The sequence below is a fragment of the Listeria monocytogenes genome (assembly GCF_041765605.1).
Classification (GTDB): domain Bacteria; phylum Bacillota; class Bacilli; order Lactobacillales; family Listeriaceae; genus Listeria; species Listeria monocytogenes_D.
On sequence record NZ_CP168900.1, the window covers coordinates 2,536,468 to 2,559,100 of the forward strand.

A 22,633-nucleotide genomic window follows, 5' to 3' on the forward strand; every position below is an offset into this window, starting at 1 on the left:
ATTCAAAATTTATCAGCTCTCCGCAGTGAAACGAAAAGCCGTCCTAGATGTGAAAGGTTTTTCTGGTCGCAGTACAATATCTCCAAATCCATCTTGATTAATCGCATCCACCAAACCTTGCGTCTCCATCGTTATACCAGCATATTTTGGCCCAGCCCGCCCGTCTATCTCGAATGTACTATCCAAACTATTCGCTGTATATACTAATACAGAGTCCGATTCCGTTTCCATTTCCAAGCGCCGTCCTGACTGTGGATCAAATAAAACTGCATCCGGACGACCATTTTCGTGTTTTAAAATAAATGCATGATCTAGCCCCGCACCAACTAATTTTATTTGCTGGTCCTGACTTTGCGTAATCTCCGCTAATTCACGACCTGCACGCAAATCAAAAATAGTATTTTCCACTGAACGTTTTTCACCTATTGGAATAGACTCCCCATCTATAGGCAGGAATCTATCGCTATTAATCCAGAGCTGATGCTGTAACACTGTCGAACCAGTCTCTCCACTCAAATTAAAATAAATATGATTGCTTGGATTATAAATAGTCGGCTTGTCGCTTTTTGCTTCATAATCAATTAGCCATTCATTTTTATTATTTAAAGTATAAGTCATTCTAGCATTGATATTCCCCGGATAGCCATTTTCTCCGTCAGCCCAGCAATAGTCAAAAGTCATCACAATTTGATCAAGCTCTTTTTCCACAGTTACATTCCAAATCTTCTTACTAAAATTAAGTTTGCCTCCATGCCGGTGGTTAGTCCCTTCATTTTGAGTCAGTTGGAACTGTTTCCCGTCTAGCTTAAATTGCCCATTACTAATACGACCAGCAACTGGACCAAGCGTCGCACCAAAGTATGGCGAATGTGCTAAATAATCATCTAGATTCGTAAAACCAAGACTAATATTCGCCAAATTGCCAAATTTATCTTTCGTTTCTAGGGAAGTAACAATCGCTCCGTAATTTAATACGCTCATGCGCATACCATGGTCATTTACCATCGTCCATTGCCAGACCGTTTTTCCTTCAAATTCACCAAATTGTTCCTGGATTACTTCGATGAAAACCACTTTCCTTCATAGTTATTAATAGCCGTTGGGATGAGCTACGTGCCATTTCCAAGCAGTTGCAATAATATCTTTTACGTCTGTATAAGTCGGCTCCCAACCAAGAATTTCACGCGCTTTATCACTAGAAGCAATTAATGTTCCTGGATCTCCTGCACGACGTGGTACAACTTCAGCTGGAATTTCTTTACCTGTTACACTACGAGCTGCTTCAAGCATTTCTTTCACTGAAAAACCGTTACTGCTACCAAGGTTGAAAATATTACTTTCCCCGCCATTCTTCAAGTATTCTAGCGCTTTAATATGCGCATCAATTAAATCTTCTACTTGTACATAATCACGAATACAAGTGCCATCAGGCGTATTGTAGTCATCACCGTAAATCGCTAATTTTTCTCGTTGACCAAGCGCAACTTGTAAAATAATTGGAACTAAGTGCGATTCTGGTTTGTGATCTTCCCCAATCGAGCCATCCGCTTTGGCACCAGCAACATTAAAATACCGGAGTGCAACATATTTCATATCATACGCTTTATCGCACCATTTCATCATTTTTTCCATGATTAGCTTCGTTTCACCGTAAGTACTTTCCGGATTTGTTGGCATATCTTCCGTAATCGGTACTCGTTCTGGCTCACCATATGTTGCAGCGCTAGAAGAAAAGACAATATGCTTCACACCAAATTGCTCCATCACTTCTAAAACAATTTGCGTACCATAAACATTATTATTTAAATAAACAAGCGGCACTTCCATTGATTCTCCCACAAGTGAACTAGCAGCAAAATGAATCACACCGTCTACTGTTTCTTTTTCAAAAACCGAACTTAAAAATGCCTTATCACGAATATCTCCTTCATAAAATTTCGCCTTTTTATGAATAGATTCTTTATGTCCTGTTCTTAAATTATCAATAACTACTACTTCATATCCGCGAGTAATTAACTCATCTACTGCATGCGAACCGATATAGCCAGCACCACCAAGTACAACAATACTCATTATTATCTCTCTCCTAACAATAGTCTTTGTCTTCCATTTTACACTACTCAAGTCTATATAGTCACGCAAAAATGGGTCTAAGATAAATAATCCTAGACCCATTTGCACTTTTTACTATTATTTAGCTGCTTCAGCTTCTAATGACTCTTTTAATTCTTCTACATATTTTTGAGCGTTTTGTCCAGCAAGTCCGCCATCGCCTGTTGCTGTTACAATTTGGCGTAAGCTTTTCGCACGAACATCACCAGCTGCAAAAATACCAGGAAGGTTTGTACGCATTTCCTCATCTGTTACGATATAGCCCTCATCATCTGTAATACCTAGATTTAAGAATGCTTTCGTAAGTGGCACAAGACCAACATAAATGAAAACACCATCCACTGGCATAATAGATTCTGAACCATCCACTGTGGAAACAATTTTTGCTCCAGTTACTTTTTTGCCATCGCCAACAATTTCTTCTACTGTACTATTCCAAATGAAATCAACTTTTTCATCTTTGAAAGCACGATCTTGTAAAATTTGTTGTGCCCGCAATTTATCACGACGGTGTACTATCGTTACTTTATCTGCATAACGAGTCAAATAAGTTCCTTCTTCAACTGCAGAGTCTCCGCCGCCAACCACGATTAATTCGCGATTTTTGAAGAACGCTCCATCACAAACAGCACAATAAGAAACGCCGCGTCCACTAAGCTCTTCTTCGCCAGCTGCACCAAGTTTGCGGTGTTCAGCACCAGTCGCAATAATAATCGCCCGAGCTTTATAGGTTTTCGATCCAGCCGTTACAGTTTTAAATTCTTTGCCATCAACGACTTCTTTAATATCGCCATAAGCATACTCAGCACCGAATTGTTTCGCACCACTAAGCATCTTGTCGGATAAATCTGGTCCTAAAATGCTATCAAATCCAGGGTAATTTTCTACCTCTGCTGTATTAACCATTTGTCCGCCGGGTACTCCGCGCTCAATCATTAACGTATCTAAATCTGCACGGGAAGTATATAAAGCAGCTGTCATTCCAGCTGGTCCCGCTCCAATAATAATCACATCATAAATTTTTTCTTCACTAGCCATTCTTTTTGCCCTCCTCGTTTATGTGTATACAATAGTTAGCCTAAATTAATCCTAATACGGAATAGCAAAAAGGTCTATTTATCTGCTCAGGACGCGCTCGATATCTCGTGCACATTTGCCACATTCAAATTCTTCTACTAATTGAAGTTTCAATTGCGGTAAAAATAACTTAGCAATCGCGCTCGCCACTGTCTCTATCGTATAACGACCAAGTATTAAATCTTTTCCAGCATCGCTTAAAACTAAAGAAAACAGCTGCTTATACAACGCCATATTTTCTTCATTGAACAAAATACCATGTTCTCTTAAAATAATCATCGCTTTGGCAATCAAATAACCATTTTGTTCGATTGCTCCATCTGGAAAATAATCAAAATTAGTAAACAGTAAATGCTCCATGTAAGACCAATCGCTCATATCGAGTAATGGATGGAATAACACTAACTCTGGACGATTCCCAGAAATAGTTAACGCATAAACACCTAGCATATGAGTTAAATCGTCATCCTCTTGAAGCATATCAAGCACAAGGCGCGTGTCATTCGTTAAATCCGCCTCTTGCTCCCACGGAAACCGAACATCTTCATACAAATCACACTCTAAAAAGGAATGCCAAAACATTTTCGCCCCTTCAACAACCCCTAAATAGTAGGAAGACTTCGCACGATAATAATAATACTTACTACGCTCCGTTACTTCCAAATCAGCCACTTGTTCAAGCAAATCGTCCGCTTCCTCGTAATTCCCCATCATCGCATGAATAAGACCAAGCTTCTCTTTATGATGCGCTAAAACTGGCAACACATCCCGAAGTTCAAGGTAGAGCGCATCCGCCTCCTTGCGATTCCCTTTATAGAAGTGATAAATAAATAAATCACAAATACCTAAAAGATTCCCCGGATTTCGCGCTAATAAATCACTTAAAACCCTGACTCCCTCTTCTTCTTTCAACTGTTCAAAATAAAGAGAAGCAAGTTGATTATAAGCTGGCCAAAAATTCGGCTTTTCATCAATGACTTTTCTTAAAATATCACAAGCCGATGCACTATCTTCTTCCGCCAAATAGCGGTTAATTTCTTTTTTATACGAATAGAATTCTTGCTCTAATTTAGAAAAACCATTTTCAATAGTTTCACCAAAAGGCGTTTCTTCTAATAATACTTCAATTAAATCTTTCGCTTCCTCGGTATATTCACCATCCGTTGCGCTATCCAAATAACGATTAGCATATTGCAACGCTCTCCGATAATCTTTCATATACGCAAAATTATTAGCAATAAAATAATAACAGTATTCCATGTTCCCATTACGTTGTTCCAAAACATCTCTAAGTAACTGATTCGATTTATGAAATTGCCCAATTTCTGTATAACATATTGCCAGCTGACAAAGAATAACCGCTTCTCCCGGCTCAAGTTCGGATGCCCGTACTAAATACCTGATTGCTTCTTTAATTCTTTGATCACGAAATGCTTCCACACCACGTTCAAAATAAAACTGACCATTTGGATAAAATGGATAGATTTTTGCGGGTGTTTTTTTGTCTTTTTCCATTTTTCCACCTCCAACATTACCTTTATCCTAATGAGTATAACATAGAATTTATGACTTTGGGCGACAAAAAAAGCTACTTCAACTTTTACGTCAAAGTAACTTTTTCTTTTATTATTAACGGATTTCCATAAGCAAAACTATCAGCAGGGACATCCACTGATACAAGCGCACCAGCGGCAATCACCGCACCGTCTCCAATTACAGTACCAGGAAGAATAGTGACATTCGCGCCAACCATCACATCCCGGCCGATCACCACTTCCCCAACGCGATACTCCGAAAGTAAATATTCATGCGTCAAGATAGTTGTATGATAACCAATAATCGAGTTTTCGCCAATCATAATCTTTTCCGGAAAAAACAAATCCGGCATAACCTTATAGGCAATGGCAGTCTTCTCGCCAATTTCCATTCCAAGACATGCGCGATAAATTGCACGCTTACCGCCCATCCACGGAAAAAAACGACCAAATTCAATTACTAAGGTATTCTTCAAAACCTTCCAAAAAGAAATTGTTTTATACACTTGAAAAAGGGTGTTGACTGTATCATCGGGTGCCTTAAACCTATCCAGCCGCCTCAAAATTTATTCCTCGTCCCTAACAATTGCGAGTAAATCGCTCATTTTTTCTAACATGAAATCTGGCTGAAACTGCGCCAAATGTTCTGGCCCTTTAATCGCCCAAGCTACACCCGCAGTTAGCGTTTCCGCATTTTTACCAGCTTCAATATCATGATAATTATCACCAATCATAATCGCTTCTTCTTTCGTCGCATTTAACAACGAAAGAGCCATTTCAATACCTTCTGGATCTGGTTTAGCATTAGAAACTTGATCTAATCCAATGACCACTTGGAAAAATTTATCCAAGCCAGTCACTTTAAGACCTCGCATAATCGTATCATACATTTTCGTCGATACAATACCTAATTTATAATCTTCTTCATATAAAGCCCTAATTGCTTCATAAACTCCATCATATTCTAAAATTAAATCATCATGATGCTTCAAATTATATTCTCGGTAAAAAGCGCGCATTTCATCAGCATGCGCTGGATTTATTTCCCGAAACGTTTCCATTAAAGAAGGCCCGATAAAAGGTAAAATATCTTCTCTAGTAAAAACGCGGTCCGGCAAGAACTCTTGTAACGTCACTTGAAACGTTTTAATAATCAATTCATTCGTATTTATAAGTGTCCCATCTAAGTCAAATAACAATGTAGTAATTTTCCCAGTCATAATTTCTTCCTTTCTTAATCAAACTCGAAAATCTCTAACTTTTTATTTCTTTTTAACTACTTTACCAAATTTGTCTTCCATATAATACGGCGGATTCATTTTCACACGACGATAAATAATGATGCCAATGGACAGAACAATTAGAAGTAAAGATAGTACTTGCGAAACTCTAAAGTCACCCCACATTAAGCTATCTGTCCGCATTCCTTCAATAAAGAATCTTCCAAACGAATACCAAATTACATAACCGAGGAATAACTCTCCCCGACGAATTTTTGTGCGACGAATAATTAATAGAATAATAAATCCAAGCACATTCCATAAACTCTCATATAAGAAAGTTGGTTGATAATAAGCACCATCTATGTACATCTGGTTGATAATAAAGTCAGGCAAATGAAGCCCCTCTAGAAAAGCACGAGTTGTTTCAGCCCCATGCGCTTCCTGATTCATGAAGTTTCCCCAACGTCCAATCGCTTGTGCAATAATCAAACTTGGCGCAACTACATCCGCAAGTTGCCAGAACGAAATCTTCTTAATCCGCGAAAAGATAATTGCCGTTAAAACCGCCCCAATTAGCGCACCATAAATGGCAATACCCCCGTGCCAGATTTTCACTATTTCGCCTAAATTATTCTTATAGAAATCCCACTCAAAAATAACATAATAAATTCGAGCACTAATAATCGAAATTGGAATTGCCCAAATCAGCAAATCCACAATAATCTCTTTATCCATTTTGCGCTTATTTGCTTCACTTAAAGCAAGAAGTAACGCAATGACAACAGCCGAAGCAATAATAACTCCGTACCATTTGACAGATATACTACCAATTTGAATCGCCACTGGATCAAGTGGCTGAACACCATTACCCATAATTCCCCTACTTTCAAAAAGACAACTCCGCAACCAAACACGATTTTTGCAATGTCTGTTTGGCTACGGAGGTGCTTTCTCTATTTATTTAATCATTCATGCTACTGTTATGACCTATTAAATTATTCAAGTCTTGTGTAAATTGCTCTGCTGCATTGTACCCCATGTTCTTCAAGCGGAAATTCATCGCCGCTACCTCAATGATAACAGATAAATTTCGTCCTGGTCGAACAGGAACCGTAATTTTTGGAATATCCATATCAAAGATTTTTGTCTTTTCTTGGTCTAACCCGACACGGTCATAATGCTTGTCAGGATCCCAGTTTTCAAGGTGCACAACGATAGTAATTTTTTTACTAGAACGAACAGCGCCTGCTCCAAATAAAGTCATTACATTAATAATCCCCAGCCCGCGAATCTCGAGTAAATGTTCAATAATTGCTGGAGAAGAACCAATTAACGTCATTTCATCCTCTTGACGAATTTCTACGTTATCATCTGCTACAAGTCTATGTCCACGTTTTACAAGCTCCAGTGCTGTTTCACTTTTACCAACACCACTGCTCCCTGTAATCAACACACCTAAACCATATATATCTACTAAAACACCATGCATCGAAATAACTGGCGCAAGTCTGCTTTCTAAGTAATTCGTAATATAAACAGATAAACGCGTCGTTTTAAGTCGCGAACGTAATACCGGAATATCGGCTTCTTTCGCCGCAGCAACTAATTCTTTCGGCACTTCTAAATTTCTAGAAATCACAAAAGCAGGCGTCCGCTTCGTACACATTTGTTTATATCTTTTGAGACGTTCTTCTGGTTCCATTCCTTCAGAAAACGATATTTCAGTCATGCCAAAAAGTTGCACACGGTCTTCTGGATAATAAGAGAAAAACCCTGTAAGTTCCAGCCCCGGCCGAGATAAGTCACTTGTTGAAATTGGCCGTTCAAGTCCCGTTTCCGAACAAATTAGCTCTAAATTAAGTCGTTCCTTTAAATCCTTTACCGTAACCGATTTTGTCATGCAAGTACCTCCAAATGAATTATAAAAGTCCATTACTGTTCGCTACAAAATATTATTTAGAAAGCTCCTTCTCATTTTAGCACTTTAGAGGGAATCAAGCTACCTCTTTCTTTCCAAATGGCTCTACATAGCAAAACCAGCTACATTTAAAAGACTATTTTTAGCCTCAAAATGTAGCTGGAATGTTTAATTTTCTTTGTTACCCCATAAAACGGAATTAATAATCATGTTTGCGAATGCCATAATTGCTGCGAGAATTAACGCTGTTCCAAAACCATCAATTTGGAAAGAATCTCCAATAAAGAAGGTAGTCATTTCCAGCATAATTGCATTCACAACAAAGGTGAAAAGTCCAAGTGTGAAAATATTAATTGGTAATGTTAAAAGGAGTAAAATAGGTCTAATTAGCATATTTAAAATTGCTAATATAAAACTCGCTAGTAGCGCTGTCGTGAATCCATCTACATGAAAACTTGTAAAGAATCCTGATAAAGCTACGAAAAGCACCGAGTTGATAATTACGCCTATAATCCAACGCATGTTTTAGTTCACTCCCATTCTGATTCAGGTGTTGCTTTTGGCATAATAATCGCAGCTAGTATATACAGTAAAATCCCAGTACCTAAGAATAGAACTGCTCCAGCCCAAATTAAACGAACGATTGTTACTTCAATTCCAAAGTATTCTGCAATCCCACCACAGACACCAGCAATCATTTTTTGTGAAGAAGATTTATATAACTTTTTCATTGTTTTCCCTTCCTTTCATTTATTAAACGTTTTTTGTTTCAAGTTCAGAAACCTTGATAATTCCATTTCCTACTTTTGCTTGAAGTGTCGCCATGCTTATTTCTTCTGCATTTTGAGTGAAAACAAAAGTTCTATCTGCATCGTCCCAAATTTTTGCATTTTTTAAGTCAAAATAGATTTTTTCTTTTTTAGTACCGAGTGTTCCATCGACATTCCATGTTGGCGGAATTTGAATTCGAATATCGCCATTTGGTGCTTCTAAATCTGCGGCCGAGGAAGTATCGTTTTCAAGTATATACTCAACGTCACCTTGTGCTGCTTTGGCGATCGTTGTATGGAAGCTACCTTGAAGTGCAATATCTCCTTTAGCAGTAGACATATCCACATTTTCTACTGTGCTACGTTTGAAGAAAATTTCTCCATCCGCTGATTCTGTACTTAAGAATTTACCACTAGCTCCAGATGAGCGAATATCACCATGACGCGTTTTAATAATAGCATCTTCAGCAGCAGTATCATCATATTTCAAGTTACCATTCAAGAGCTGAATTTTCACTTGCTCGTATAAACGTTTTGGAATAGTAACAACTAAATCGGTTTTTAAAAGTTCATTTTTAGATTCGAAAGTGAAGCTGTCTGGAGAAATATCAAGCATTGTTTGGCTAAAGAAGTAATCCCATAATTTTTCTTCACTTAGTTGACGAATGGAGCGCGCTTTTTCATGTACTGCTAATACTGCGCGGATTTTCATTTGTTCTTTGTCCCAAGAACGGATAATAACGTCACCAGTTGCAACTCTTATCGTAAAGGAACGAAAAGTCGCACTATCAAAATTGAATTCTCGTACTGGCCGAGGACGTGCTTCTTTCTTCCTTGCACCGTGATGAATTGGTTCGGCATTTCCTTGTCTTGGTCTTCTGTGATGATGGCTATTTCTCATCGCTTCTCGCACTTCCTGTCTAGCTTGATTACGTCCTAGGTGACGATTTCTTTTTTCCTCCACGCGGCGACGATGCCGTTCAAGTACTTCTTCATTACTTGTATCGGAAGAAGGAATCACAAACAAGGCTACTATATAAGCGATAATCGCAATACCGGTTTTCATCGTAATAATGGTGATGATAATATAAATTAGTCGCAGAAGTGTGGCATCTATCCCTAGAAACTCAGCTAGTCCACCAAACACCCCGCCGACTTTCCGGTCCACTCTTGATCTTCTTAATTTTTTATCCATGTTAGCTCTTCCTTTCTTATATCTATGTAAAATCTAGCGCGCTTTCCGGCGCTAGATTTCCTTTAATTATTTTACATCGCGAATTTTTACAGAGCCAGTAGTTGCTTCTGCTTCGATTTTCAAGGAAGAATCAGCTGCATCTGGTAGTTTAGTGAAAATAATTGATTTACTTACGGATTCTGTTTTAGATTCAAGAATTTCGGCATCTTTTAAATCTAGAAGTAATTTACCTAAGTTTGTGTGGAAACGGCCATCTACACCAATTGCTGCGGGTACAACCACATCGATATTACCTGCACCAGTTTTTGCTTTTAAGAAAGTAGCTTCATTTCCAGTTAGTTGATAATTTACATTACCATTTTTAGTTTGTAAATTGGTGGAGTAATAATTACCTTTTACTGCTACGTTACCGTTGAATGTTTTCAATGCAACATCACGAATTTCACCATTTTGGATACGAACATTACCATTAATGGACTCAATTTCTGCCAAAGTAGCATTTAAAGTGCCAATACTGATATTACCATTGGTTGTTTTTACAAATAAATCACGACCAGATAATTCATCCATATGGAAGTTACCATTAAGCATTTTAACGGAAACATAATCATACTCACGACGAGGCAAGTATACAGTTAAGTTTGTAACGATTTGTTTCGATTTAGACTCAAAACGTAAAGTTTCTTCGTCTACACGCAAAGTCGTTTTGTCAAAGAAGATTTTAAGTGCTTCATCTTCTGGATATTCTTTGAATAGTTTAATCATCGCGTGAACTTTAATGTCGTTCGAATCGGATGGTTTAAATTCAATGTTACCATTAGCAATTTCAAATTCTAAAATAGAAAGTGTTGTATCATGATAAATGAAGTCACGTTCGATTTTTGTTGAAGTTAAGAATGGGAATGGCATATCTTTCACTTGTTTAAAAGCACTGTTTAGGAAAGAACCGATTTTTTCACCCGCTTGGGATAAATCATTAACCATATTGCGCATGGAGTCTTCACGATCTTTAGAAGAATTTTCGCCATCTTCTTCCTCGTATCTTTCACGATTTTCTGGAGCTGGCTCTGGACGTCTTTTACGACTTTTTGGAGGTGTGTAAGGGTTGCCTTGATTGTTCCAGCCTTTACTGTAATCATATGATAGTTCTTCTTCTATTTCTTTTTCGACTTGTTCTTCTTCGCTTGGCGCTGCAGAACGACGAATATTTTCATTTGCTGCTGTTTTACCTTCTTTTTTAGAAATATTTTCAAGTAATGTAAGAGCTTCTTCAGTGGAGATAATACCTTGTTTTACTAATTCAAGAATACGTTTGCGTTCATTTTCCATTTTCATTTCCTCCTATAATTTAGGCTATACTATTTTAGGCTTGCTTTCACATGCAAGTAACATATCTGTTTTATCTATGACTCTATTATGAAGGAAAAAATAATTTCTGTCATACAACCAGAGGATGATTATTTGTTTGGACTTTGGGTGGTTTGGTCTTAAGGACTATTAAAAACCCCGCTTATATTTTGCATAAGCGGGGTTTTGATTATTTTTTCTTGGCTGTTGCGATTCGTTCTTCTGTGCGTTCTTTATCGCGTTCTAAAATTGGTTTCAAGTATTTACCTGTATATGATTTTTTCGAGCGAGCGATTTTTTCAGGTGTGCCGGTTGCAATAATTTGACCGCCACCATCGCCGCCTTCTGGTCCTAAATCAATCAAGTAATCCGCTTGTTTAATTACGTCAAGGTTATGCTCAATAACTAATACTGTATCGCCATTTTCTTCTACAAGTCTTTGTAATACTTTGAGTAAACGACCAATATCATCTGCGTGGAGACCAGTGGTTGGTTCATCAAGAATATAGAAAGATTTTCCGTTACTACGCTTGTGAAGTTCCGAAGCTAGCTTAACACGCTGTGCTTCACCACCAGAAAGAGTCGTAGCAGGTTGCCCAAGTCGAATATAACCAAGTCCAACATCCACAATCGTTTGCAGTTTACGTGCAATTCTCGGTTGGTTAGTGAAATATTCTAGGCCTTCTTCTACAGTCATCTCTAATACTTCAGCAATATTTTTGCCTTTGTAACGAATATCTAACGTTTCGCCATTGTATCGTTTTCCATGACAAACTTCACAAGGCACATACACATCTGGCAAGAAATGCATTTCAATTTTAATGATTCCGTCGCCTTTACATGCCTCACAACGTCCACCTTTTACGTTAAAACTAAAGCGACCTTTTTTATAGCCACGAACTTTGGCTTCGTTAGTACTTGCAAAAAGGTCCCGAATATCATCGAAAGCCCCTGTATAAGTGGCAGGATTAGATCTTGGTGTTCTTCCGATTGGCGATTGATCTATATTGATGATTTTTTCTAAGTTTTCGATACCTTTTATTTCTTTATGTTCACCAGGTTTTGCATGGTTTCTATTTAGCTTTCTCGCTAATGCTTTACGTAATACTTCATTCACTAACGAGCTCTTTCCTGAACCTGACACTCCGGTTACGCAAGAAAAAGTAGCTAATGGAATTTTTGCATTTACGTTTTTGAGATTATTTGCTTTAGCGCCAATGATTTCTAATTCCAGTCCGTTACCTTTTCTTCTTTTGGCAGGAACCGGGATGAATTTTTTGCCTGAAAGGTAGTCACCAGTGATTGAATTTTTATTTTTGGCAACTTCTTCTGGCGTTCCGGCTGCTACAATTCGCCCGCCGTGTTCTCCCGCGCCTGGACCAATATCAATAAGGTAATCTGCAGCCATCATTGTATCTTCGTCATGTTCAACGACAATAAGTGTATTTCCAATGTCACGCATACTTTGAAGCGTGCTAATTAGACGATCATTATCTCGTTGATGAAGTCCAATGGAAGGTTCGTCCAGGATATAAAGTACCCCTGTCAGCCTTGAGCCAATTTGTGTCGCCAGTCGAATACGCTGTGCTTCACCACCTGAAAGTGTTCCAGCCGCACGACTCATCGTTAAATAATCAAGTCCAACATTTTTAAGGAAGCCAAGTCGAGCACGTACTTCTTTGAAAATTGGAGCAGCAATTTGTGTTTCTTTTTCAGAAAAGTCTAAGCTATCAAAGAAATCTAGTGCTTCATTAATAGAAAACTCACTGATTTGGCCAATATGATGGTCATTTACTTTAACGGAAAGTGTTTCTTCTTTTAGACGATAACCTTTGCAAGATGGGCAAGGTAAATCCGTCATATATTGTGCCATTTGGTCACGTGTGAAATCGGAATTTGTTTCACGATAGCGACGTTCGATATTCGGAAGTATCCCTTCAAATGGAATCCAAGTTTCACGTGTCATGCCGAAATCATTCTTGTATTCGAAGTAAAATTCTTTGTCTTTTGATCCATTCAAAATGATATCTAATTCTTCTTTGGATAGCTTCTCAAGAGGGGTATCCATATCTATTCCAAATTCTTTACAGGCAGAAGCTAGCATTTGCGGATAGTACTGTGAACTAATTGGACGCCAAGGAATAATGGCACCTTCATTTAGAGACAGACTTCTGTCGGGAATAACTGTGTCGACATCGACTTCAAGTTTTGTTCCAAGCCCATCACAAGTTGGACAAGCGCCAAATGGGCTATTGAAAGAGAACATTCTTGGTTCTAATTCCCCCACCGAAAAGCCACAATAAGGACATGCATAGTGTTCGCTAAATAATAGTTCTTTATCGCCCATTATATCAACGACTGCATAACCATCTGCTAAACGAAGTGCCGCTTCAATGGAATCGTACAAACGAGTATTGATGCCCTCTTTAATCACAATGCGGTCAATGATAATTTCGATTGAATGCTTTTTGTTTTTCTCGATTTCAATTTCGTCATTGATATCATAAATTTCTCCATCAACACGAATTCGAACATAGCCTTCTTTTTTTATTTCCTCAATAGTTTTCTTATGGGTTCCTTTTTTACCAGAAACGATTGGAGCCATTATTTGAATACGCGTTTTTTCTGGGTATTCTAGGACGCGATCCACCATTTGTTCGATTGTTTGGGAAGTGATTTCAATACCGTGATTTGGACAAACTGGATGCCCAACACGAGCATAAAGTAAACGCAAATAATCATGGATTTCTGTAACAGTACCAACAGTTGACCGTGGATTACGGCTTGTTGTTTTTTGATCAATCGAAATGGCAGGGCTTAATCCTTCAATTAAATCTACATCTGGTTTATCCATTTGCCCTAAAAATTGGCGCGCATACGCGGACAAAGACTCTACGTAACGTCTTTGTCCCTCTGCATAAATCGTATCAAAAGCAAGCGAAGATTTACCTGAACCTGAAAGTCCAGTCATAACTACTAATTTGTCTCTAGGAATCTCTACATCAATGTTTTTTAAGTTATGGGCTCTTGCACCCTGAATTACTATTTTCTCTTTATCCAATTTCGCTTCATCCTTCCGCTTTTATTTCCAGTAAAGCATCGCGAAGTTCAGCAGCACGTTCGAAATCAAGTGCTTTGGCTGCTTCTTTCATTTCATGTTCCATACCTTCAATGAACACATCGCGTTCTTTCTTAGACATTTTGCTTAAATCATGTTGCTTCACTGCTTCTCTTTCATCTGCGGCAGAAGTCGCTGCGATGATACCACGAATTTCTTTTTTGATTGTTTTTGGCGTAATGCCATGTTTTTCATTATATTCAATTTGGATTTTACGACGGCGTTCTGTTTCGCCGATAGAATTGCGCATCGAATCGGTCATTTTATCAGCATACATGATTACTCGACCGTTTTCATTACGAGCCGCTCGACCCATTGTTTGAATTAAGGAACGCTCGGAACGAAGGAATCCTTCTTTGTCTGCATCTAAAATGGCGACAAGAGATACTTCAGGTAAGTCGATTCCTTCACGGAGCAAGTTAATTCCAACGATAACATCATACACTCCAAGTCGAAGGTCCCGAATGATTTCAATTCGTTCTAGCGTCTTAACTTCCGAGTGAAGATATTGTACTTTGACGCCTGCTTCTTTGAGATAGTTGGTCAAATCCTCTGACATTTTTTTCGTTAAAGTGGTGATTAAAACACGTTCGTTTTTCTCGACACGATCATTAATCTCATCCATTAAGTCATCGATTTGTCCTTGAATCGGGCGAATTTCTACGATTGGATCTAGCAAGCCGGTTGGTCGGATGATTTGTTCAATAACATCCGGATTTTTTTCTAGTTCATAAGGGCCTGGTGTGGCGGAAATGAACATAATTTGATTGATATGCTTTTCAAATTCTTCTAAACGAAGCGGCCGGTTATCTAGAGCGCTAGGCAATCTAAAGCCATGATCAACTAGCATTTGTTTTCTGGCTTGGTCACCGTTAAACATACCACGAATTTGCGGCATCGTAACGTGTGACTCATCAATTACCATTTGGAAATCGTCTGGGAAGTAATCGAGTAACGTGTATGGTGTAACTCCCGCTGGACGAAGGGATAAATGTCTAGAATAGTTCTCAATACCAGAGCAATAACCCATTTCTTCCATCATTTCTAAATCATAATTCGTCCGTTGTTCAAGACGTTGTGCTTCGAGTAATTTATTATCTGCACGCAAAACTTGGAGGCGGTCTTCGAGTTCCGCTTTTATATTAACAATTGCTTTTTTCATAATATCAGGTCTGGTAACAAAGTGAGATGCCGGAAAAATAGAAACATGTTCTCTTTCTCCAATAATTTCGCCAGTAAGTGCATCTACCTCTCTAATCCGTTCAATTTCATCACCGAAAAATTCAATCCTCATGCAGTGCTCGTCTCTTGATGCCGGGAAAATTTCGACAACATCACCGCGAACACGGAAGCGCCCACGTTGAAAATCTATATCATTTCGATCATATTGAATATCTACTAATTTGCGCAGTAGCTGATCACGGCTAATTTCCATGCCAACACGAAGCGAAACGAGCATCTCTCCATATTCGATCGGCGAACCTAAGCCATAAATACACGATACACTGGCAATGATAATCACATCACGCCGTTCAAAAAGCGCAGCCGTAGCAGAGTGACGAAGCTTATCTATTTCATCATTAATGCTGGCATCTTTCTCGATATATGTGTCACTTTGTGGAACATAGGCTTCTGGTTGATAGTAATCATAGTAACTGACAAAATATTCTACCGCGTTATTTGGGAAAAATTCTTTAAACTCGCTATACAGCTGTCCCGCTAACGTCTTATTGTGAGCCATGACAAGTGTCGGCTTATTTACTTCTTGAATCACATTGGATACGGTAAAAGTTTTCCCTGTACCGGTTGCACCAAGTAAAGTTTGGTGTTTCAAGCCTTTTTTTAATCCCGCAACTAATTGTTCTATTGCTCTAGGTTGGTCTCCTTGTGGGCTATACTTAGAAACTAACTCAAATTTATCCTTCAACTCGGATTCCCCCTATTCTTTATCGGTCCGATTCTGGTATCTGAAAAGCTTTATTTGTGAAAAGTCCAGCAAAGCAAAAAGCGGATTTTTTCAGATCCGTTAATGTTTCTATTTTATCATAAATATTTTAATTAGCCTAGCAAAAACCGAACATATTTTCGTATTTGTTGAAAAATAAAAAACGCAACCTGTTGATTACGCTTTTCTTTATTTTATCACTTTTACGCTTTTCCACCTATATATTTGCTTTGTTAAAAATCACTGCCACTCTTCTTTAAACGTCGCAGCATATATGTTGCAAGCACAAAACCAATGGTCATCGAAAAAGCATCAATAATAATAAGCCACATAGAACTCGTATAACCTAACTTGGCAGAAGCGGCGATCAAAATCACCATCAAAAGCAAAGCGACATAACGATTATAGGTGATTCTCGCAAAAAGAATAACAAGGAGACAAGGGAAAATAAGCGCAGATATAATTTGATCCATCTTACTTTCCTCCCCCTTTTTTACGCGTCTCGCAATGCTTTGGTCGTTATTTCCGTTGTAAGCTGTGGTAATTCTGTTTTTTCGATACCTTTTTCAGCAAGCATATCTGGTAAAATTTCTTTTAAAAAGTACTTCACGCTAGCCATTTCTCGGTACTGATAAATGGTTGCAAGTGCTTCACTATAGATTTCTACAAAAATATTTTCTGGATTTCCTTTTTGAATTTCACCAAAGGATTCATATAACAAATCTACTTTATCAGAAATTGCGAGGATTTTCCCTTCCAACGTACTGTCTTTACCTTCTTTTAGCAAATGATGATAAATCGGCTGGTACGTTTCTGGAATTTCCCGTTCAATAAAGTTTTTTGTCATGCTTTCTTCTACTTCTGAAAGCATTTCGCGGAGTTCTGTCGTTGCGTATTTTACAGGCGTTTTTATATCACCGATGAAAAGCTCGGAATAATCGTGGTTTAGCGCTTTTTCGTATAGTGCACGCCAATTCACTTCATTCCCGGCTTCTTCCTCTACAGCGCCGAAAAATTGAGCAATGGAAGTAACTTTATATGAATGTTCTGCAACAGAGTGCTCTTGATATTTAAATTTTCCTGGGCAACGATAAATGTTTTCTAAATCTGATAAACTTTGGAAATATTGATGAATTCCCATATTATCCCTCCATTCTTCGTTTTATTCTTCGCGTTTTTGTTTTTTATTAGCAGGATTGGTATTTTCGATTTCACGCATCATTAGCGCCGCAGCGTAACCAATTAACGCAATCATTGCGGCTGAGTAAGTTCTAAAATTATCGGTAGCAAAAATGAAAATAATTGCTGAAAATAAAAGTGTCGTCAATATTCCCCAGCTAAACAGCTTTGTCCCGCGAGCTGTCCCTACTTTCATATGTGAATAAATCCCGACATAACAAACGAACTGAATGATAATAAATTGCGCGATAGATAAACCGATGACTACCGTAAGATTGTTATTCCAAACTACTGCTAAAACCGCAATAATAATCATCACTATAATTCCTGTAATAACAATGAATTTTTGCATTGGTGATAATTTCTTCAAAATACTTCCTCCAAGCTTTTATTTGTTACTTACTTTACCATAATCTCTGTTTAATTGGGATAAAAAACACCCATCATTCCTAAAAAGGTTTTCTGAGCGTCCCACTTAATGATGGTGCACGTGTCGAATTGCTTGTGTAAGTAATTCTAATACGTGATTATCATCTTGCATATAATAAATCGTTGTGCCTTCACGTCTTGATTTCACAAGCCTTAAGTTTTTCAAAAAACGCAGCTGGTGAGAAACAGTTGTTTGGTTAAACGCAAGTGTTCGCGCAATTTCATTCACAGAGTACTCGCGGTCCTGAAGCAAACTTAAAATCTGCACACGCGTTGGATCAGAAAGCGCCTTAAAAATCTGCGTGACACTAAATAGCGTTTCTTCATCTAAAGATTGTTTTGCGTTTTCCATTGAATATCACTCCATTTTCCATATATGTTCATATACTCATATGATACTTAAATAGGAATGATTCCGCAAGTTTAACAACACCTCTACTAAAAAATGATTAAATTTGAGCAAAAACAAGATTTTCTCTGTTTCAATGATACAATTTTTTTATCATTAAGAAAGGAGCGCTGGGGAATAAAAGGGTTTTAAATATTGAGAAGTTATTTAAACCGCCTAACACACCAAAAAGAGCCCGATTAACCTGTGGAAAGGAAAATCGGGCTTTTTTTATCTATTTAAATCTTCAATTTCGCCGCTCTTCAAGTAAACAATCCATTCGCACACATTTGTTACATAGTCACCAATACGTTCGATATACTGGGAAACTAAGAGTAGTTGGGAAACATCTTCAATATGTTCTGGCTCTTCTTGCATGAAATGAATACATTTTTGATAAACGATTTTATGAAGCTTATCGACTTCATTATCACGAGCAGCAATTTCGCGAGCAGCAACTTCATCTTCTGCAAGGTAAGCTTTTAATACGTCTTGTAGCATTGCTTTTACAATTTCGCCCATTTCTGGTATTTCGGGAATCGGCTTTAAAACTTTACTTTCGCCAATTAAAATAGCTGTTTTGGCAATACTTACTGCGTGGTCACCAATACGTTCTAAATCAGAGCTTGTTTTCAGTACAGTAACAATTTTCCGTAAATCCATACCGACTGGCTGTTGCAGAGCAATTAACTCAAAAGAGCGTTGTTCTAGTGAAAGTTCCATATTATTAATTGCTTTATCTTCTGCAACTACTTGTTTGGCAAGCTCGGTATCGCGGTGCACAAGTGACTTCACCGCTTTAAAAATCGCTTCATTTGCAAGCATTCCCATTTCCATTAGATGTTGGTGCAAGTCGTTTAACTGTTCCGTAAAAATTTTTCTGACTACCATAATAACACTCCTTTATCCAAATCTTCCTGAAATATAGTCTTCGGTTTCTTTTTCTGCTGGGTTGGTAAAAATACTTGTCGTATCCGCGAACTCCACAATGTGCCCGTTAAGGAAAAAGGCAGTTTCATCAGAAATCCTGGATGCTTGTTGCATATTATGTGTCACAATAACAATCGTATAGTCTTTTTTCAATTCTAAAATCAAATCTTCTACTTTTGCTGTCGAAATTGGATCTAGCGCGGAAGTTGGCTCATCCATCAAGATAACATCCGGTTTAACTGCAAGCACACGTGCGATACAAAGTCGTTGTTGTTGCCCACCTGACATACCAATTGCCGAACGATCTAATCTATCATGAACTTCTTCCCAAAGAGCCGCCTGACGCAAACTTCTCTCAACAATCTCATCTAACACTTTTTTGTCTTTTATACCATGCATCCGTGGACCATAAGCTACGTTATCATAAATTGAAAATGGAAATGGGTTAGCTTGTTGAAAGACCATACCCACTTTTTTTCGTAAATTAACCATATCGATTTTAGGATCTTGGACATTTTCGCCACCAATATGGATTTCACCAGTTGTTTTTACATTAGGTATCAGGTCATTCATCCGATTAAGCGTTCTGAGAAAAGTTGATTTCCCACAACCAGACGGCCCAATTAGCGCGGTAACTTGATTCTTTTTAATATTTAAAGCGATTTTTTGTAATGCTTGTTTGGAACCATAAAATAAATCTACATCTTTTGTTTCAATGATATACTCTACTTTTTCAGCAGTTTCGGTTGTCATAAAAAAGCTCCTTTCTAGCCAAAGTTACCAGAAATATAGTCTTCGGTTTGTTTTTCTTGTGGATTCGTAAATAGTTCGGATGTTCCTGAGAATTCCACGACTTCTCCTAGATAAAAGAAAGAAGTATAGTCTGAAACCCGAGCTGCTTGTTGCATATTGTGCGTTACGATAATGATGGTATATTTATTTTTCAACTCATTAATTAAATCTTCAATTTTACTTGTGGAAATTGGATCTAGCGCAGAGGCTGGTTCATCGAGTAGTAATACTTTAGGCTGCATTGCAACTGCTCTAGCGATACAAAGTCGTTGTTGTTGTCCACCGGAAAGGGATAGCGCACTTTTTCCTAAATCGTCTTTTACTTCGTCCCAAAGAGCTGCTCGGCGCAAACTTTTTTCAACTCGTTCCATGATTTCTTTTTTGTTTTTCATGCCATGGCGTTTAAGTCCAAAAGCAACATTTTCATAGATAGATTTCGTGAATGGATTTGGCTTTTGGAATACCATGCCTATTTCTTTACGAACATTGTATAAATCGACTTCTTTGCGGTTGATATTAATGCCGTCGTATAAAATTTGTCCTTCCATACGGCAACCGTCAATTTCATCATTCATTCGGTTTAATGCTCTTAGATAAGTTGATTTCCCGCAACCAGATGGTCCGATTAAAGCTGTTACTTTATTTTCCGGGAAGGTTAAATCAACACCTTTAATTGCGTGATTATCTCCATAATATACGTGCAAATCCTCTGTCGCCATCGCAGCAGGAAGTGAGTGAGGATCTGGTGTTGTTTGTAAAATTGTATTAATTTCAGGTTTCTTCGTTAACATCATTTAAAATCTCCTTTTCCTGGCTTTTTAAGACGAGGTCATGCGCTTATAAACAAATTTTCCAAGCAGGCGAGCTAGGACGTTGAAAAGTAATACGGAAAGAATTAATACAGCAGATGCTCCGTCAGAAACAGCTTGCGCATCTGGCATAATTCCCTCACCATTAATTTTCCAAATATGAACAGCTAACGTTTCTGCTGGGCGGAAAATATTTAGCGGTGAAGCTGGATTGACCGGGTTCCAATCAGTGAAATCAAGAATAGGTGTACTTTGCCCTGCTGTGAAAATTAGCGCGGCTGCTTCACCAAATACCCGTCCAGCTGCTAAGATAACTCCGGTAATAATTGCCGGTAATGCTGCCGGAACAAGTACTCGCGTGATTGTTTCCCATCTGGATAAACCGAGAGCAAGCCCTGCCTCACGCTGCGTGTTTGGAATGGCATTAAGTGCCTCTTCGACAACACGAATTAATAGTGGTAAATTGAAAATCGTTAGTGTAAGCGCCCCGGAAATAACCGAGAAGCTCCACCCCATTTGAATAACAAAAACAAGGAAACCGAATAGCCCTACGACAATAGATGGAAGTGAGGAAAGCACTTCAATCGTTGTACGAATTAAATCTGTAATCCAATTTTTACGCGCATATTCTGCCATATAAATTCCCGCACCGAGCGAGATAGGAACAGAAATAATCATCGTAATAACGAGCATATAAAATGAATTCCAGATTTCAGGACCGATTCCGCCGCCAGCTTGGAACGACTGTGGTGGGGTCGTCAAAAACTTCCAGCTAAGTTGCGGAACACCTTTTACTAAAATATAGCCTAATAAGCCGGCTAAAATAATGACAATTAATACAGCAATGGCATAGAAAACGCCTGTCGCGATTTTATCTTTTGTTTTTACATTCATTTGACTTTCCTCCTACGTCCGATGAAGCGGATTACAATGATGAAAAATAGTGACATTGCGAGTAACACCATTGCAAGTGACCAAAGGATATTATTATCAAGCGTACCCATAACTGTATTTCCCATACCCATTGTTAAAATACTAGTTAATGTGGAAGCTGGTTCAAATAATGAGGTTGGAATAACAGCAGAGTTCCCGATAACCATTTGTACAGCAAGAGCTTCACCGAATGCACGAGCCATCCCGAATACAATCGCCGTCAAAATTCCTGAACGCGAGCTACGAAGCACTACTTTCCAAATCGTCTGGAAACGTGTTGCGCCAAGTGCCAACGAAGCTTCTCGGTAGTGACGTGGAACAGATTTAATTGCATCTACGCTAAGTGAAGTAACAGTCGGCAAAATCATTACTGTTAAAACTACAGTAGCAGCTGCAATACCAAAACCACTTCCCGAAATATGGTCACGAATAAATGGAACGACAACACTTAGTCCAATGAATCCATAAACAACAGATGGAATACCAACTAAAAGTTCCATAACTGGTTGCAAAATCTTTTTCCCAAACTTAGGTGAGATTTCCACCATAAAAATGGCTGCACCGATTGCAAGTGGTCCTGCAATACAAGCGGCAAAAAGCGTAACTGCAAAAGAACCAATAATCATCGGCAAAGCGCCAACTAGAGGATTTCCGTTTGCATCTTTTTGCGAAGGATTCCAGTCTGTCCCAGTTATAAAATCAACAAAAGACACTTTATTAACTGTAAATGTTGCTAAACCTTTCGATATAACAAAAAACAAAATAGACGCTGCGGCAATAACCATGATCGAAATACAGATGAATGTAATAATTTTGCCTCTAGTTTCTAGATGCGCCTTTTTAGAAGTTTGTGTAAGCTTCTTTTCTTTTATCGCTTCCAAGTCACGTAAGCTCCTTTCTCCTCCCATGTTTACTCCTAACATGGGTATACGT

Annotated in this window: 23 protein-coding genes; all 23 read right to left on the minus strand. The window is 38.3% G+C overall.

Going from position 1 to position 22,633, the window contains the following annotated elements:
* Positions 1-12: 12 nt before the first annotated feature.
* The 23 genes from AB2Q86_RS12890 to pstC all read right to left on the minus strand — a co-directional run bounded on the left by AB2Q86_RS12890 (position 13) and on the right by pstC (position 22,581).
* Positions 13-1,074 (minus strand): aldose epimerase family protein, encoded by a 1,062-nt coding sequence (locus tag AB2Q86_RS12890; protein WP_012580769.1) that lies wholly within the window; start codon positions 1,072-1,074, stop codon positions 13-15.
* A 15-nt stretch (positions 1,075-1,089) separates the two neighbouring features.
* Positions 1,090-2,073 carry a UDP-glucose 4-epimerase GalE gene (gene galE, locus AB2Q86_RS12895; RefSeq protein WP_003729208.1) on the minus strand — a complete coding sequence of 328 codons (984 nt, stop codon included), beginning with the start codon at positions 2,071-2,073 and terminating at the stop codon, positions 1,090-1,092.
* Positions 2,074-2,190: 117 nt separating this feature from the next.
* Positions 2,191-3,150, minus strand: a complete 960-nt coding sequence (trxB, locus tag AB2Q86_RS12900; protein WP_003739737.1) for a thioredoxin-disulfide reductase — start codon at positions 3,148-3,150, stop codon at positions 2,191-2,193.
* A 78-nt stretch (positions 3,151-3,228) separates the two neighbouring features.
* Positions 3,229-4,704, minus strand: coding sequence for a hypothetical protein (locus tag AB2Q86_RS12905; protein WP_012580768.1), 1,476 nt, complete (start codon positions 4,702-4,704; stop codon positions 3,229-3,231).
* A gap of 85 nt (positions 4,705-4,789) precedes the next feature.
* Positions 4,790-5,287, minus strand: coding sequence for a DapH/DapD/GlmU-related protein (locus AB2Q86_RS12910; RefSeq protein WP_014589129.1), 498 nt, complete (start codon positions 5,285-5,287; stop codon positions 4,790-4,792).
* Between the two features lie 3 nt (positions 5,288-5,290).
* A complete protein-coding gene (gene ppaX / locus AB2Q86_RS12915) occupies positions 5,291-5,944 on the minus strand; it encodes a pyrophosphatase PpaX (protein WP_003722613.1) in 654 nt (217 codons plus the stop codon).
* 42 nt (positions 5,945-5,986) lie between these two features.
* On the minus strand, positions 5,987-6,820 hold the full coding sequence (gene lgt, locus AB2Q86_RS12920) for a prolipoprotein diacylglyceryl transferase (protein ID WP_012580766.1): 834 nt from the start codon (positions 6,818-6,820) through the stop codon (positions 5,987-5,989).
* An 88-nt stretch (positions 6,821-6,908) separates the two neighbouring features.
* Complete coding sequence (hprK, locus tag AB2Q86_RS12925) at positions 6,909-7,847, minus strand: HPr(Ser) kinase/phosphatase (RefSeq protein WP_003722615.1); 939 nt, start codon at positions 7,845-7,847, stop codon at positions 6,909-6,911.
* Positions 7,848-8,033: 186 nt separating this feature from the next.
* Positions 8,034-8,387, minus strand: coding sequence for a phage holin family protein (locus AB2Q86_RS12930; protein ID WP_003722616.1), 354 nt, complete (start codon positions 8,385-8,387; stop codon positions 8,034-8,036).
* An 8-nt stretch (positions 8,388-8,395) separates the two neighbouring features.
* Positions 8,396-8,596 carry a PspC domain-containing protein gene (locus AB2Q86_RS12935; RefSeq protein ID WP_012580765.1) on the minus strand — a complete coding sequence of 67 codons (201 nt, stop codon included), beginning with the start codon at positions 8,594-8,596 and terminating at the stop codon, positions 8,396-8,398.
* Positions 8,597-8,618: 22 nt separating this feature from the next.
* Positions 8,619-9,830, minus strand: a complete 1,212-nt coding sequence (locus AB2Q86_RS12940; protein WP_012580764.1) for a DUF4097 family beta strand repeat-containing protein — start codon at positions 9,828-9,830, stop codon at positions 8,619-8,621.
* Between the two features lie 66 nt (positions 9,831-9,896).
* On the minus strand, positions 9,897-11,159 hold the full coding sequence (locus AB2Q86_RS12945; protein WP_012580763.1) for a DUF4097 family beta strand repeat-containing protein: 1,263 nt from the start codon (positions 11,157-11,159) through the stop codon (positions 9,897-9,899).
* Positions 11,160-11,367: 208 nt separating this feature from the next.
* Entirely contained in the window at positions 11,368-14,238 is a 2,871-nt protein-coding gene (gene uvrA, locus AB2Q86_RS12950; RefSeq protein ID WP_012580762.1) for an excinuclease ABC subunit UvrA, read from the minus strand.
* 7 nt (positions 14,239-14,245) lie between these two features.
* Positions 14,246-16,222: an excinuclease ABC subunit UvrB gene (gene uvrB / locus AB2Q86_RS12955; protein WP_003725421.1), complete on the minus strand. Its 1,977-nt coding sequence runs from the start codon at positions 16,220-16,222 to the stop codon at positions 14,246-14,248.
* A 251-nt stretch (positions 16,223-16,473) separates the two neighbouring features.
* Entirely contained in the window at positions 16,474-16,713 is a 240-nt protein-coding gene (locus tag AB2Q86_RS12960) for a CsbA family protein (protein ID WP_003729217.1), read from the minus strand.
* Positions 16,714-16,733: 20 nt separating this feature from the next.
* Positions 16,734-17,381 carry an HD domain-containing protein gene (locus tag AB2Q86_RS12965; RefSeq protein WP_012580761.1) on the minus strand — a complete coding sequence of 216 codons (648 nt, stop codon included), beginning with the start codon at positions 17,379-17,381 and terminating at the stop codon, positions 16,734-16,736.
* A gap of 21 nt (positions 17,382-17,402) precedes the next feature.
* Positions 17,403-17,789 (minus strand): hypothetical protein, encoded by a 387-nt coding sequence (locus AB2Q86_RS12970; RefSeq protein ID WP_012580760.1) that lies wholly within the window; start codon positions 17,787-17,789, stop codon positions 17,403-17,405.
* A gap of 105 nt (positions 17,790-17,894) precedes the next feature.
* A complete protein-coding gene (locus tag AB2Q86_RS12975) occupies positions 17,895-18,200 on the minus strand; it encodes a metalloregulator ArsR/SmtB family transcription factor (RefSeq protein WP_003729219.1) in 306 nt (101 codons plus the stop codon).
* Positions 18,201-18,467: 267 nt separating this feature from the next.
* Positions 18,468-19,127 carry a phosphate signaling complex protein PhoU gene (phoU, locus tag AB2Q86_RS12980; protein ID WP_003729220.1) on the minus strand — a complete coding sequence of 220 codons (660 nt, stop codon included), beginning with the start codon at positions 19,125-19,127 and terminating at the stop codon, positions 18,468-18,470.
* A 12-nt stretch (positions 19,128-19,139) separates the two neighbouring features.
* Positions 19,140-19,919, minus strand: coding sequence for a phosphate ABC transporter ATP-binding protein PstB (gene pstB / locus AB2Q86_RS12985; protein WP_003729221.1), 780 nt, complete (start codon positions 19,917-19,919; stop codon positions 19,140-19,142).
* Positions 19,920-19,933: 14 nt separating this feature from the next.
* Complete coding sequence (gene pstB / locus AB2Q86_RS12990) at positions 19,934-20,749, minus strand: phosphate ABC transporter ATP-binding protein PstB (RefSeq protein ID WP_003763935.1); 816 nt, start codon at positions 20,747-20,749, stop codon at positions 19,934-19,936.
* A gap of 27 nt (positions 20,750-20,776) precedes the next feature.
* Complete coding sequence (pstA, locus tag AB2Q86_RS12995; protein WP_003722630.1) at positions 20,777-21,661, minus strand: phosphate ABC transporter permease PstA; 885 nt, start codon at positions 21,659-21,661, stop codon at positions 20,777-20,779.
* Positions 21,658-22,581, minus strand: coding sequence for a phosphate ABC transporter permease subunit PstC (pstC, locus tag AB2Q86_RS13000; RefSeq protein WP_003741167.1), 924 nt, complete (start codon positions 22,579-22,581; stop codon positions 21,658-21,660). The genes pstA and pstC overlap by 4 nt, the downstream gene beginning before the upstream one ends.
* Positions 22,582-22,633 lie beyond the last annotated feature (52 nt).